Below are 13,438 nucleotides of genomic sequence, written 5' to 3'. Positions count from 1 at the left end.
AAAATACTTAGCTTCAAATCTGGAATCTCTGGCCTGTATATTAACCAGGTTAAAAAACCGGCAATAGAGTAATTCCAAGCTATAGCCTGTTTATTATCTATTTCATAGCGCTTTGCCAACTTTAAAAGAACAGATACAAAAACACTAAAACAAACACTAATCAATATATAAATCATATCAGACTGTATTTCGGTAAATTTTTAAAATATCCGGACCAATGTTTTGCGTTTCAAATAAGCTTTTATTTAGTTGAGGTGATACCAAGCCATTCTCCCAATTATTTGGAGAAACAAAGACCCTTGCTTCATCCCATAATCCAGCTTTGATAAATAGGTCGAGCGTTTTTTTTCCACCTTCCACAATAAGAGATTGAACATCCATTAAATAGAGTTGATAGGCAATCAATTGGGGTAAATAATCAAAATTTTCAATTTCCAAGTACTTTATCTTGCCCTCTATACCTGTTTTAAACTCATTAAAAATGATTGTTTCTTGTGATTGATCAAAAATATTTAAGTGTGGTGTTAATTCTAATCTTCGGTCAATGATAATCCGTATTGGATCTCTACCTGTATATTCACGAACATTTAATTTCGGGTTATCTGACAATGCTGTGTTTTTACCTATTAAAACAGCATCTTCTTCCGCTCTCCAACGATGAACCAATTGCTTAGCCTCTTGAGAACTTATCCATTTTTGAGATCCGTCAAGGCTTGCAAAATATCCATTCGCTGTTTCTGCCCATTTTAAGATAATATAGGGTCTTTGCTTGTTTATCCGTGTAAAAAAACGTGTATTAAGATTATATGATTCCTCAGTAAGTATATTTTCTATTACTTCAATGCCTGCATTCCTCAACTTTTCAATTCCCTTGCCATTGATGGCTGGAAAAGGATCACGGCAGCCAATTACAGCTCTAGGGATTTTATTTGAGATGATCAAATCTGCACAAGGAGGTGTTTTACCGAAATGTGAACAAGGTTCCAAATTGACATAAATGGTAGATTTTTTGAGCATTTCCTTTGCATCAGCATATTTCTCAAATACATCCCGAATTGCGTTTACTTCAGCATGCGCCTCACCAAAGACCATATGATAACCTTCACCAATAATTTTATCATCGCAAACAATCACAGAACCTACCATAGGATTCGGACTAACCGAGCCAGCACCTAAGCGAGCGAGCTCTAAGCAACGCTTTAAAAAATACTCATGTTGAGTCATATCACAAAAATAGCATCAATTACAGAAATATAGGTCGATTTGACAATTTAATTGTAAGAATAGAGAATTAGAAATTATGGATTTTCAAGCTATTTGGTTTACTTTGTGCCATGACTTTCATACAACTCGAGAAGGAATTTACTGATAAGTTATCGTCAATTCACGCTCCACAAGAAGTTAAAAGCCTCACCTGGTTAAGTATAAACTCTGTATGTAAGCTCGAAAGAGCGAAATACCTAAGTATGCGAGATGAAGAGATAGCTCAAAGCGATTTAGATAAATTATTGGAAATACTCGAACAATTGAAGGATGGTAGTCCACTTCAATATATTTTAGGCGAGGCTGATTTTTACGATTTGAAATTCAAGGTTAATCCCTCTGTTCTTATTCCAAGACCGGAAACTGAAGAAATGGTGGACTGGGCTCTTATTACTATTCGGGAAATGAAGGGCGAGACTGAAGTATTAAAAATAGTTGATATTGGAACTGGAAGTGGGTGTATACCAATTTCTATAAAAAAATATATCCCTTTAGCAGATATTTCCGCTATTGATATCTCTGAAGATGCATTAATCACAGCTAAATTAAACGCTGACTTAAACAAAACAGCGCTTAACTTTATTAAGGATGATATCTTAATGCCAACCAACAAAGAATTTGTGAACACGTTATATGACGTTATTATTAGCAACCCTCCCTATGTAACTGATTCTGAAAAATCAAAAATGCATCAAAATGTTCTAAATTATGAACCACATAATGCTTTGTTTGTTCCTGATCAATCACCACTTAAATTTTATTATGCTATTGCCGATTTTGCACTAAATAATCTGAAAAAAACTGGTTCCTTATTTCTAGAAATCAACGAAAATTTTGGGAATGAAACAGTCAGTTTATTACTAAAAAAAGGATTTAAAGACGCTGAGCTCCGCCAAGACATGTATGGCAAAGATCGAATGATAAAAGCCTCATTCTAATTATTTTATTCTAAATAACACATCCGAAATAAAAATATATGCTTACCTATTTTGATGCCACACTAGCTAAACTTTCAGTTCATAGAGTAGGAAACAAGACCTTAAACGAATTTTACAGCTTATCCGATAATACCCTGCAAATTGAAGATGAAACGCTAAGGCGATTATTAATGCAGTATTTTTTATCGCCGTTTGAGAAATCTTATGAAGTTTTTCGTTTTACCCATTCAAGTGATAATCTGAATTTAAATGAGCTCTTTCACTTTAGCTCTAAAATATTTGATGACCAAGCGAGCTTTCATGAGCTCAGCGGACAAATTACTAAGCATTTGTATAATATCTCAAATCACCCTAAAATCAAGGCTGGGGAGCTTTACGTTGCTACATTTAAAGATATTCAATTGGAGGGCGATTTAGTTGATGCTATTGGAATATTTAAATCTGAGACTAAAGAAAGTTATTTAAAAGTCAAACCGGAAAATGGTGATTTCGCTCTTTCTTACGAAGAAGATGCCATAAATATTACCAAACTTGACAAAGGATGTTTAATATTTAATACTGAAAAAGATCAGGGTTTCAAGGTGATTGTAATCGATCAAACCAATCGCACAGATGCTGCTTATTGGAAGGATGAATTTTTACAATTGAAAATCAGAAATGATAACTTCAATAAAACAAATACTACACTGGGAGTATGCAAAGAATTTATTACTAATAAAATAGATGATGATTTTGAAATTTCCAAAGCCGATAAAATTGATCTTTTAAACAGATCGATGAAGTATTTTAAGGAAAAGGATAGCTATGTCATTGACGAATTTGCGGAGGAAGTTATTGGCAATCCCAAAGCGATAGAATCTTTTAAAAAATATAACAAAGAATATAATGATGAGTTTGATGCAGGTTTGGACCATCCATTTGACATTTCTAATGCTGCGGTAAAAAAACAGGCCAAAATCTTTAAAAGTATTTTAAAGCTTGATAAAAACTTTCACATCTACATTCATGGAAATAAGGAATTAATTGAAAAAGGATTTGATCAAGACAAATCCATGAATTATTACAAAGTTTACTTTAAAGAAGAACAATAAATTAACTCCTTGGATGAAAGTGGATAATTGTTTCTCTTAAATAATCCCGGTCTAAATGAGTGTAAATTTCTGTTGTTGTGATACTTTCATGACCAAGCATCTCTTGAACAGCCCTTAAATCTGCTCCACCTTCAATTAGATGGGTGGCAAATGAGTGCCTAAAAGTATGGGGACTAATATTCTTTTTGATTCCGGCTTTTTGAGCCAAATTTTTAATTATAAGAAAAACCATAACCCTTGAAATTGGATTTCCTCTATTGTTTAAAAACACAAAATCTTCATTTCCATTTTTTACTTTAATATGAACGCGAATCTCTTCAATAAAAATCTTGAGATATTTAATAGCGTCCGATCCAATGGGCACTAAGCGTTCTTTATTGCCTTTACCTAATATTTTGATAAAATCAATGTCTAAATAAAGATTTGAAATTTTCAATCCTGTAAGCTCCGAAACCCTTAATCCACAGCCATATAATAGTTCTAACATTGCCTTATTACGCATTCCTTCAGGCTTGGAAAGGTCAATAGCATCAATGATATTATTGATTTCAACAATATTTAGGGTGTCGGGTAGTTTTCTGCTTGTTTTGGGACTTTCTATAAGTGCTGATGGATCTGTATTTATGATGTTCTCCAAAACTAAATACTTAAAAAATGCCTTTAATCCTGATAAAACTCTCGCTTGAGTAGGAGCTAGCATTCCCAATTCATTCACCCACAATAAAAAATCTTTAAGATCTTTGCTTGAAATACTTATCAAATCTTTTTTATCAGATTTACTGATAAAATACTGCTTTAGCTTATCTACATCATGTAAATAGGCCTCGATTGTATTCGCCGATAAAGAACGTTCCAATCTTAAATATGATTTAAAGCCGATAAGTCCTGATTGCCAGTCCAAAATATTTTTTAAGTTTGATTAATCTTTAAGAATTAGAATTCATGAAAATACAGATAATTAACGGACCAAATTTAAATTTACTTGGCCAACGTGAGAAATCAATTTACGGCGATAGCAGTTTTGAAACATATTTTGAAGAATTAAAGTCCAAATATAGCATCATTGATCTCGATTATTTTCAAAGTAATGTGGAAGGGGAGATTATTAATAAATTACATGATGTAGGATTCTCATATGATGGCATTATTTTAAACGCTGGAGGGTACACGCATACTTCAGTAGCCATTTCGGATGCCATTGCCGGAATTAATACGCCAGTGGTAGAAGTTCATATATCAAATATTTATGCTAGGGAAGAATATAGACATATTTCCCTTACTGGAAAAAATTGCAAGGGCGTTTTAACAGGTTTCGGACTTAATGGATATCGATTAGCATTAGAAAGTTTTCTTTAAGCTTGAAAAAGTAGTATTCTTTTTTACAAAATACTCCCAAACAATACTGCCTCTAAATAAGCCAAAACGATTAAACTTTGATTTATTAATTTTTTGAGCTTTGGAAATATTCTGGAAGATGTTCTTTAAAAAATAAACATGTGCCTTGCTAATTGCCAATGCATTTTTAGGCTTTCCATCGAATAGAAATTTAATCAGTGTTATAAAATCAAGCCAAAACCTGATGAATATAATGAAGAACGCTCGATTTGCAGGGAGATTTTTTTGAAGAAGTACGAGATTATTCCTGAAGTTGAGATAAGTTTTAAAGGGGCTTTCAGCTTGCAATGTACCTCCACCAACATGGTATACCTGTGAATCAGCACAATACATGATTTTATACCCTTCATTTTTCAATCGCCAGCAAAGATCTATCTCCTCCATATGCGCGAAAAAATCAGCATCTAAACCATTCATTTCGAGCCAATTGGAACGCTTTATAAAAAAAGCTGCACCAGAAGCCCAAAACACCTCCGAACTCTCATTATACTGTCCCTTGTCGAGTTCAAGTGTATCAAATAATCTACCTCTGCAAAATGGATAACCAAAATAATCAATAAATCCGCCAGCTGCACCAGCATACTCAAAAGAATGTTTATTTGCTTGAGATAAAATTTTTGGCTGAGCTACTGCAATTTTAGAATCAGACTCCATTAAACTAATTACAGGTTCTATCCAATTAGGATCAACTTCAACATCAGAATTTAATAGGATAAAATATTGATGATCTAGCTGACTCAATATTTTATTGTATCCACCAGCAAAACCATAATTTCGATCATTTTTTATGATTTTAACTTGAGGATAATTATCATGAACAAAAACCACAGAACCGTCGCTTGATGCATTATCCCCAATAATGATATCCAAATTGGAATAAGTACTTGCACAAACAGATGGAAGAAATTGTTTTAAATAATCTAATCCATTCCAATTTAAAATTACAACTGCAACTCTTGGCAAATTAATCATGTTTCGGTATTAAATTTTCAGGAGTAAATTTCCATCTTTTATGTGACCAAAGCCAAAATTCAGGCTTAGATCGAATGATATTCTCTAGTTCCTGTGTATGTATATTGGTAATCTCATGCTCTGCTGTTAATTCTGGTATATCAACTAAAGGTTTAATTAAACATTCATAATATCCTCTTTTTATTTTACTTATACTAAAATAAATAACGGGATAATTTGTTTTTATGGCGATTTTTTCTACACCTAAAAATATTGCTGTCTGCTGATTTAAGAATTTGGTAAAAAATTTAGATTCTTCTCTCGGAGGGGTTTGATCACCTACTAAAACGATAATAGAAGGCTTTGATTTGTATTCAATAATCTTCCTTAAAGTAAGTTTCATTGGAACCATTACCGCACCAAATCTGGCTCTCATCTTATTTAACAATTTCTCAAAACCTTTATCTGATAGTGGTTTATAAACGACTATAACATTTGATTTAAATGCATTTGCAGAAGCTAAAGGCCCCCATTCCCAGTTACCATAGTGGCCAGAGACTGCTATAACTGATTTTCCTAAATCGGTGTATTTGGTAATTTCTTCGGGATTTTTTAAAATAAAGCGTTTTTGAATTTGCTCGGGACTGATTGTCATGGTTTTTACTGATTCAAAAATCAAATCAAGTAAGTGCTTATAAAATTTCTTTTCTATTTCATACCGTTCACTCGACGTTTTCTCTGGAAAAGAGTTTATCAGATTGATTTGAACAACTTTTCTTCGGTATTTAACAAGATAAAAAACGAAAAAGAACAAAATATCTGAAAGAATATATAGCACTCTAAAAGGCATTAGAGAAACTAGAAACATAAAACCTGTCAGAATTTTATAAAAATACTTTTTCATTTCAAAGCTTAGTAGAGCATTTCGCAGCAAATTCCAAAAAGAAGATTTGTTTTATGTTGTTGACTAATAATTTAGGCATATTTGTACAAACTTAATCTAAACGATGGAAAAAGGCGCAGTATTCCCTTTGTTTTATCTTCCTCCAATTGAATATTTCAGTAAAATATTAATTCATAAGGAAAATATCATTTTTGAAAACAGCGAAAACTTTCAAAAACAAAGCTATCGAAATCGGGCCACAATACATTCACCTAATGGGAAATTAGATTTGACAGTTCCTGTAGTAAAGGGTGCTAAATCACATACCTTGGTTAAAGATGTTAAAATCAGTTATGATTTTCAATGGCAAAGATGGCATTTAATGAGCCTGCAAACATCCTACAGAAGTTCTGCCTATTTTGAATATTATGAGGATGAATTAAACGTATTTTATGAAAAGAAATGGGATTTCTTGTTCGACTATAACGAAGAAATGCTGAATTTGCTCTTAAAGTTTCTTAAATTAAAAATCCAGTTTACGTATGTACATGAATTTGAAAAATCTTATTCTGATTTAATTGATTTTCGAGATAGCATTCATCCCAAAAAAACTTCTATAGATAATTTCAAGCCTTATTTTCAAGTTTTTGAGGATCGTAATGGATTTTTGCCTAACTTAAGTATTGTAGATCTTTTGTTTAGTCAAGGTCCCCAAAGCGTGAAATATCTTTAAGTATGGCAAAAATCAGAAGAATAAGGCTTAAACAAAGAAAATACATCCCCATTCCAGGTATTAGTCCTGGTTCCATACAATTATATGAAGGGGCTCTAAAGCCTAAAATATGTTTCTATTCTTATAACACGGAAGAATTTTATTCAGAAGATGTTAACACGATAAAGGACCTAGATTCACTACTAGAAAAATACGCGAATTATCACATTTGGATAGAAATAAAAGGCATTGGGGATGCAGATTTATTGACATTTATTGAGAATAAGTTTGCCATCAATAAATTGTTGATTGAAGACATTGCAGATTGTAGACAGCGACCTAAACTTGACGAGTATGATGATTATTTATTTGCTGTAAGCCGAATGCTTTATGTTGATAAGCATCAAGAAATAGAAAACGAGCAAGTTTCATTGATCTTATTTCCTAAATTATTAATTAGTTTTCAAGAAACTTATTCAGAGAATACTTTACCCGTATTAAATCGATTAAGAGGAGGGAAGGGCAATATCAGAAAATCTGGTTCTTCCTACCTGATGTATGCTATAACAGATATCATACTAGATAATTACTTCAATCTTATCTATAAATTGGGTGATGAACTAGAAAATATTGAACAACTTTTATACCACCGTGCGAATAAAACACTCATGTTTCAAACTCAAAATATTAAGAGAGAAATGATTAGTATTCGTAGAGCTGCTTGGCCGGAACGCGATAAAATAAACGATTTAATTAGGAGTGAATCAAAATTAATTTCAAAAACTACCAGAACATATCTTAAGGATACTTATGATCATACCATGCAAATTATTGATCTTATTGAAAATTATAAGGATCTCACTACCAGTTTAATTGACATGAATTTAACCCTCATAAGTCAGAGGATGAATGAAATAATGAAGGTTTTGACTATAATTTCGTCAATTTTTATTCCTTTAACATTTATCGCTGGTGTTTATGGGATGAATTTTGCTGCTCATGATCCAATAACTGGCAAAGTACTAGAAAACAATATGCCTGAATTATATCATGAAAACGGTTATTTATTCACAGTTTTGGGCATGTTTATCATTGCTATTGGTCAGATGATTTACTTTTGGCGAAAGGGGTGGTTAAATAAAAATTAGAATAGAAAAAAATATTAATTTAAGGGAAAATTCAACAATGCTTATTATAAAAAACAATTATTTGTCAGTCTAATTTCCTAAATTTAGCCAATGCAGTCTTTTGAGCTAGATAAAACAGATCTATTAAAGATCAAGCAGGCCCTCGAAGAGGGTGATGAGGCTTTAAAAGTATTTATTTCTGAATACCATCCATCAGAAATAGCTATTCTATTTGAAAGCATATCTCAAGAATCTAGAGAGCGAATCATAAGTATTTTACCTGCTGAATTAGCTTCTGAAGTCATTTCAGAAATGGATTCTGAATTTCACCCTGAAAAACTTTTAGAGAACCTACTTCCCGAAAGGCGTTCTGAAATTGTTGAAGAGTTAGATTATGATGATGCAACAGATATTATAAGTCAGCTTCCAGAAGAACAACAACAAGAAATCCTTAAAGAACTCGACGAGGAAGATGCATCTAATATTCGTTCATTATTAAAATACGAAAAGGATAGTGCTGGTGGTTTGATGAACACACAGGTCATCAAAATTGACGAGCGTTTAAACAAAAAAGAGGCAATAGAAGAAATTATAAGACAATCTGAAGTGATGGAGGAGTTTTATACCATCAATGTAATAAATGATCGAAATATATTATTAGGTATTGTCAGTTTAAAGGATATCATAAAAGCTCGTAATAACGTCAGAATTAAAGAGTTAATAAAATCTGACTTTGTATATGTTAGGGCTGAAACAGATCAAGAAGAGGTAGCTAAATTAATTTCTCAATACAATCTTACCAGTATTCCTGTAGTTGATGATAATATGCAACTTTTAGGACGCATTACATTTGATGATGTAATTGATGTTATGGAAGAGGAAAACACGGAAGATATCTTAAAAATATCTGGAGTATCTGAAGATGAAGAACTTGCAGGTAATTGGAAAGAAGCTGTGAAGAGCCGCCTACCTTGGCTCGTTTTAAACCTTGGCACTGCATTTTTAGCAGCTTCAATTATTCGTTATTTCGATGCCACCATAGCCAGCATGGGCGTTCTTGCAGGCTATATGGTAATTATAGCCGGAATGGGAGGGAATGCAGCTACTCAAGCCCTGGCAGTAACAGTGAGACGTATATCATTAAACGACCTTACTGATAATCAAGCGTATAGAACAGTATTAAAGGAATTTACTGTGGGACTAATTAATGGTGCTACAATTGGTTTTATTGTTTTTTTATTCGCTTTGTTTTACGATCAAAATCCCTTATTAGGATTAATAATTTTTATTGCAATGACAGGGAATTTAATTATTGCTGGTATATCAGGTTCAGCAATTCCTCTAGCACTTAAACGCATAGGTGTTGACCCAGCAATAGCCTCATCAATTATCATTACCACATTTACCGATGTATTTGGATTTCTATTATTATTAGGCTTGGCAAGTCATCTTATCCTATAATTTCTATTTAATCCTTTTTAAATCTTATTTATTTTAAATTTGCACAACGTTTTTAAAACGATTCAAACCATGACTGAAATCAGAAATAACTGGACCAAGGAAGAAATCGCAGAAATTTATCATAGTCCGCTACTCGATCTAGTTTACCGAGCTGCAAGCGTGCACCGTGAAAATAAAGACTACTCAGAAGTCCAAATAAGCAGTTTATTATCAATAAAAACAGGTGGTTGCCCTGAAGATTGTTCTTATTGCCCACAGGCGGCAAGATATCATACTGATGTGGAAGTTCAAGCTTTAATGTCGGTTGAGCAAGTAACAGAAGCTGCTAAAAAGGCAAAAGAAGCAGGTGCATCTAGATTATGTATGGGAGCTGCGTGGCGCGAAGTTAGAGATAATCGTGATTTTGATCGCGTTATTGAAATGGTAAGTTCGGTAAATGCATTAGATATGGAGGTTTGTTGCACCCTAGGGATGCTTACTGAAACTCAAGCGCAAAGATTAGCTGATGCAGGACTATATGCTTACAATCATAATTTAGATACTTCTGAAGAAGATTATAAGCGAATTATTAGTACCAGAACTTACGATGATCGCTTACAAACCATCGAACATGCCAGAAAAGCTAAATTAACGGTTTGTAGTGGCGGTATTATTGGGCTTGGTGAATCAGTTGAAGATCGTATTTCTATGCTAAAAACACTTTCTAACATGTCGAAACACCCTGAGTCTGTACCAGTAAATGCATTAGTACCCGTTAAAGGTACTCCACTTGCAGATCAACCTCGTGTTTCTGTTTGGGAAATGGTACGCATGATTGCCACTGCACGAATTATTATGCCTAAAACTGTAGTTCGTTTATCTGCTGGCCGTACAGAAATGAGCCTAACAGATCAAGCATTTTGCTTTATGGCAGGTGCAAATTCTATTTTTGCTGGTGATAAACTTTTAACTACACCAAATCCATCATTTAATGATGATATGGAGATGTTTGAATTATTGGGACTAAAACCACGTGAAGCATTTAAAAATGGTCGTCCACAGGTAGAAGAAAAAGAAGTTCTTAATTAAGATTATGAATAATTCCATAAAAATCATTTATGTCTATGATGCACTTTGTGGTTGGTGCTATGGTTTTAGTAAGGTTATAAAAGAATGTTACGAAACCCATAAACATGAGTTTGAATTTGAAGTATTGAGTGGAGGGATGATGATTGGCGATCGTGTTGGATCTATAAATAACATCGCTCCCTATATAAAATCAGCCTATCAAACGGTAGAAAACACAACAGGAGTTAAATTTGGTGAAGCCTATTTAAGAGTTTTACAGGATGGATCTATGATTCTAAATTCAGAAATGCCGTCGATTGCGCTCTCTCTTTTTAAGGAATATTTTCCGGATCAATCTGTTTTATTCGCACATGAAATTCAAAATGCCTTGTATTTTGATGGGAGAGAACCAAATCAAATCGATACCTATCGTAATATAGCTGTAAATCATGGTATTGATCCAGATGAATTTGAAGTTAAAATGAAAATGGAAAGCTCAAAAGAAGCTGCTTATTACGATTTTGCATTGGCAAAGCAATTAAGAGTAGAGTCATATCCAGCAGTTTTAATTCAATCGTCTGAAACAAGCTTTCACCTGATCGCAAAGGGGTATACCGACTCCGCAACATTAGAATTAAGGATTGAGAATGTCTTAAAAGAGATAGAAAATTTAAATGTTTAAGTCTGACTTATTTTTTGAATATCCAAAACAAGCTTATAAATAAGTTCCAATTGCTCGGTTAATAATTTTGATTCACTTGTTTGGATAGCTTCTTGACTAATCTGTATTAATGACATTTCCAACTCCTTAAAGTCGGGAGAATCCATTTTTTTTATAACATCTGCTAAACTATACAAAGACTTACGAATTAATTTAATGTGATTTGAGTCTGCTTCAAATAAATTGGCTTGTTGAAGGTTAGTCACAAGCGTGGCTATATAAGATGATAGCATGTGATTCAAGACTACAAAATTGTAATACTCTTTAATATTTTGTTGTTTACTTTTGGGTTCACTAAGCATTCTTTGAAATGCACTACCTATATTGGCCGAGCTTACATATACTTCTTTTCTAGCAAGTTTATAATGAACAATATCCGTCTTATTTCCAGCTAAGACCTCAGCCACATGATGTAGGTAGTTATAATTAGCGACTAAAACTTCACGCATAAAATTCTTAAACTGATAATATTCCCAATTCGGCAAAATAACAAGACTTGAGAAAAATGCAATTAAAGAACCAATTAATGTATCTACCATTCGCTCTTTGGCGATACTGATATTATTTTCTCCCAAAAAACTAAATAAAATCAAAATATAGGGAGTCATAAACAGCACGCTAACCGTGTAATTTATTCGCTGTGAACTATATGTGCCAATCATGAAAATTAGTAGAAAGACAAATAAAACTGTTTGATCTTCTACATAAATCAAAATTAAGGCTCCAGCGATACCTCCAATAAAGGTTCCAATTAATCGCTCTATATTTCTCTTCCTTGTAAGACTATAAGCAGGTTTTAATATGACTAATAGTGTTAAAAGAATCCAATAGCTGTGGTGGCCAATAGGAAACAATTTTGAGACTAAAAATCCAATTAAAAACATGAGTGAAACCCGTACAGAATGTCGAAAAATTGATGATTTCGGATTTAGATTACCCTTAAATTTTTGAAATTCAAAATCATCGTGCGAAACAAACTTGCTATAATCAATGTCTGGCTGTCCCGAAATTTGCTTTTCATTAAAGTAAGAGTAAATTTTATCGAGTTTATTGACCATGTTTCTAATATTGATCAATATCTTTTTGAGCACAATTGAATTTACACCTGAATCTTCCACTTTATCGATGCTTTCTTTTAGCATTTCTAAGTCCGGTTTTAAATCATAAAGCTGTACCGGTTTTTCATTACTAATAATGTAATAACTTAAGTTTTCGAGCTCTTCAGAAAGCTTAATAATGATTTTATTGAATTTTTTTAGTGAATCAGTTTTACCGAACGTGTTTCGAATAGCCTGATAATCATAATGAGTAGCCATTGTTTGTTCAAAAAGATCGACAATATCTACAAAAACAAGAATAAGCAAACGACCTATGTGAGTCGATTCCTTGATCATCAATTTGGTTTTAAAAAGGAGATCTCTCAAAGAATCTTGATGCTCATGGACGAGCACCTGCTGTGTAATTAAATTCTTATAATTCTCATCAAAATTACTGTCTGTGTTATAGAAGTCAGACTTTAATTTAACGTAGGATGCCACATCGCGAATACATTCACCCAATGCTTGTTGCGTTAATCTGTAGGGCCTTATTTGAGCTAATGCCATACTTAAAATCATATACCAAACTCCACCAATAAGAATGTATAATGCATGCCCCCAAGCACCACTAATTATGTTAACATCCTCATCAATAGACAAAATCATAATCAACAAAGCAGCAGTACCAATAGCTGATGCCCTATTACCATAAACAGAAAACATGGAATAAAAGAATGATAGAATAACTATCTCTATCCCAATTAAAATCGGGTATTTATTGATTAATCCTGTTAAAACAGCTGTAAAAAAGA

General features: G+C 33.0%; 13 protein-coding genes. 8 read left to right on the top strand and 5 right to left on the bottom strand.

Going from position 1 to position 13,438, the window contains the following annotated elements; all coding sequences use genetic code 11:
• Positions 1 to 177: 177 nt before the first annotated feature.
• Positions 178 to 1,224 carry a bifunctional diaminohydroxyphosphoribosylaminopyrimidine deaminase/5-amino-6-(5-phosphoribosylamino)uracil reductase RibD gene (gene ribD, locus ACILQF_RS04675; RefSeq protein WP_395626253.1) on the bottom strand — a complete coding sequence of 349 codons (1,047 nt, stop codon included), beginning with the start codon at positions 1,222 to 1,224 and terminating at the stop codon, positions 178 to 180.
• Between the two features lie 110 nt (positions 1,225 to 1,334).
• On the opposite strand from ribD, the gene prmC reads away from it, so the two are divergent.
• Together prmC and ACILQF_RS04665 are read left to right on the top strand one after the other, a co-directional pair.
• Positions 1,335 to 2,201, top strand: a complete 867-nt coding sequence (gene prmC, locus ACILQF_RS04670) for a peptide chain release factor N(5)-glutamine methyltransferase (RefSeq protein WP_395626252.1) — start codon at positions 1,335 to 1,337, stop codon at positions 2,199 to 2,201.
• Between the two features lie 38 nt (positions 2,202 to 2,239).
• Positions 2,240 to 3,292: a nucleoid-associated protein gene (locus ACILQF_RS04665; RefSeq protein WP_395626251.1), complete on the top strand. Its 1,053-nt coding sequence runs from the start codon at positions 2,240 to 2,242 to the stop codon at positions 3,290 to 3,292.
• Between the two features lies 1 nt (position 3,293).
• Here the strand turns inward: ACILQF_RS04665 and xerD are convergent, their stop codons facing one another.
• Positions 3,294 to 4,193, bottom strand: coding sequence for a site-specific tyrosine recombinase XerD (xerD, locus tag ACILQF_RS04660; protein WP_395626250.1), 900 nt, complete (start codon positions 4,191 to 4,193; stop codon positions 3,294 to 3,296).
• Positions 4,194 to 4,234: 41 nt separating this feature from the next.
• Here xerD and aroQ point away from each other — a divergent pair, with 41 nt between their 5' ends.
• Complete coding sequence (gene aroQ, locus ACILQF_RS04655; protein WP_395626249.1) at positions 4,235 to 4,648, top strand: type II 3-dehydroquinate dehydratase; 414 nt, start codon at positions 4,235 to 4,237, stop codon at positions 4,646 to 4,648.
• On the opposite strand, the gene ACILQF_RS04650 is transcribed toward aroQ, so the two are convergent.
• Together ACILQF_RS04650 and ACILQF_RS04645 are read right to left on the bottom strand one after the other, a co-directional pair.
• Complete coding sequence (locus ACILQF_RS04650) at positions 4,631 to 5,659, bottom strand: glycosyltransferase family 2 protein (protein WP_395626248.1); 1,029 nt, start codon at positions 5,657 to 5,659, stop codon at positions 4,631 to 4,633. The genes aroQ and ACILQF_RS04650 overlap by 18 nt on opposite strands.
• Entirely contained in the window at positions 5,652 to 6,542 is an 891-nt protein-coding gene (locus tag ACILQF_RS04645) for a lysophospholipid acyltransferase family protein (protein ID WP_395626247.1), read from the bottom strand. The genes ACILQF_RS04650 and ACILQF_RS04645 overlap by 8 nt, the downstream gene beginning before the upstream one ends.
• Positions 6,543 to 6,645: 103 nt before the next feature.
• On the opposite strand from ACILQF_RS04645, the gene ACILQF_RS04640 reads away from it, so the two are divergent.
• The 5 genes from ACILQF_RS04640 (at position 6,646) to ACILQF_RS04620 (ending at position 11,550) form a co-directional block, all read left to right on the top strand.
• Positions 6,646 to 7,254 carry a WbqC family protein gene (locus tag ACILQF_RS04640; RefSeq protein WP_395626246.1) on the top strand — a complete coding sequence of 203 codons (609 nt, stop codon included), beginning with the start codon at positions 6,646 to 6,648 and terminating at the stop codon, positions 7,252 to 7,254.
• 2 nt (positions 7,255 to 7,256) lie between these two features.
• Entirely contained in the window at positions 7,257 to 8,381 is a 1,125-nt protein-coding gene (gene corA / locus ACILQF_RS04635; protein ID WP_395626245.1) for a magnesium/cobalt transporter CorA, read from the top strand.
• A gap of 90 nt (positions 8,382 to 8,471) precedes the next feature.
• Entirely contained in the window at positions 8,472 to 9,821 is a 1,350-nt protein-coding gene (gene mgtE / locus ACILQF_RS04630; RefSeq protein WP_395626244.1) for a magnesium transporter, read from the top strand.
• A 69-nt stretch (positions 9,822 to 9,890) separates the two neighbouring features.
• Complete coding sequence (gene bioB / locus ACILQF_RS04625; protein ID WP_395626243.1) at positions 9,891 to 10,889, top strand: biotin synthase BioB; 999 nt, start codon at positions 9,891 to 9,893, stop codon at positions 10,887 to 10,889.
• A 4-nt stretch (positions 10,890 to 10,893) separates the two neighbouring features.
• Positions 10,894 to 11,550: a DsbA family protein gene (locus ACILQF_RS04620; protein WP_395626242.1), complete on the top strand. Its 657-nt coding sequence runs from the start codon at positions 10,894 to 10,896 to the stop codon at positions 11,548 to 11,550.
• Here ACILQF_RS04620 and ACILQF_RS04615 read toward each other — a convergent pair.
• Positions 11,547 to 13,438, bottom strand: a 1,892-nt coding sequence (locus ACILQF_RS04615) for an FUSC family membrane protein (RefSeq protein WP_395626241.1), incomplete at its 5' end; no start/stop codon positions are given. The two genes, ACILQF_RS04620 and ACILQF_RS04615, sit on opposite strands and share 4 nt — an antisense overlap.

The organism is Daejeonella sp. (genome assembly GCF_044232565.1).
Classification (GTDB): domain Bacteria; phylum Bacteroidota; class Bacteroidia; order Sphingobacteriales; family Sphingobacteriaceae; genus Daejeonella.
The sequence above is the reverse complement of the archived record's forward strand: the minus strand, read 5'-3'. Positions and strand labels throughout refer to the sequence as shown.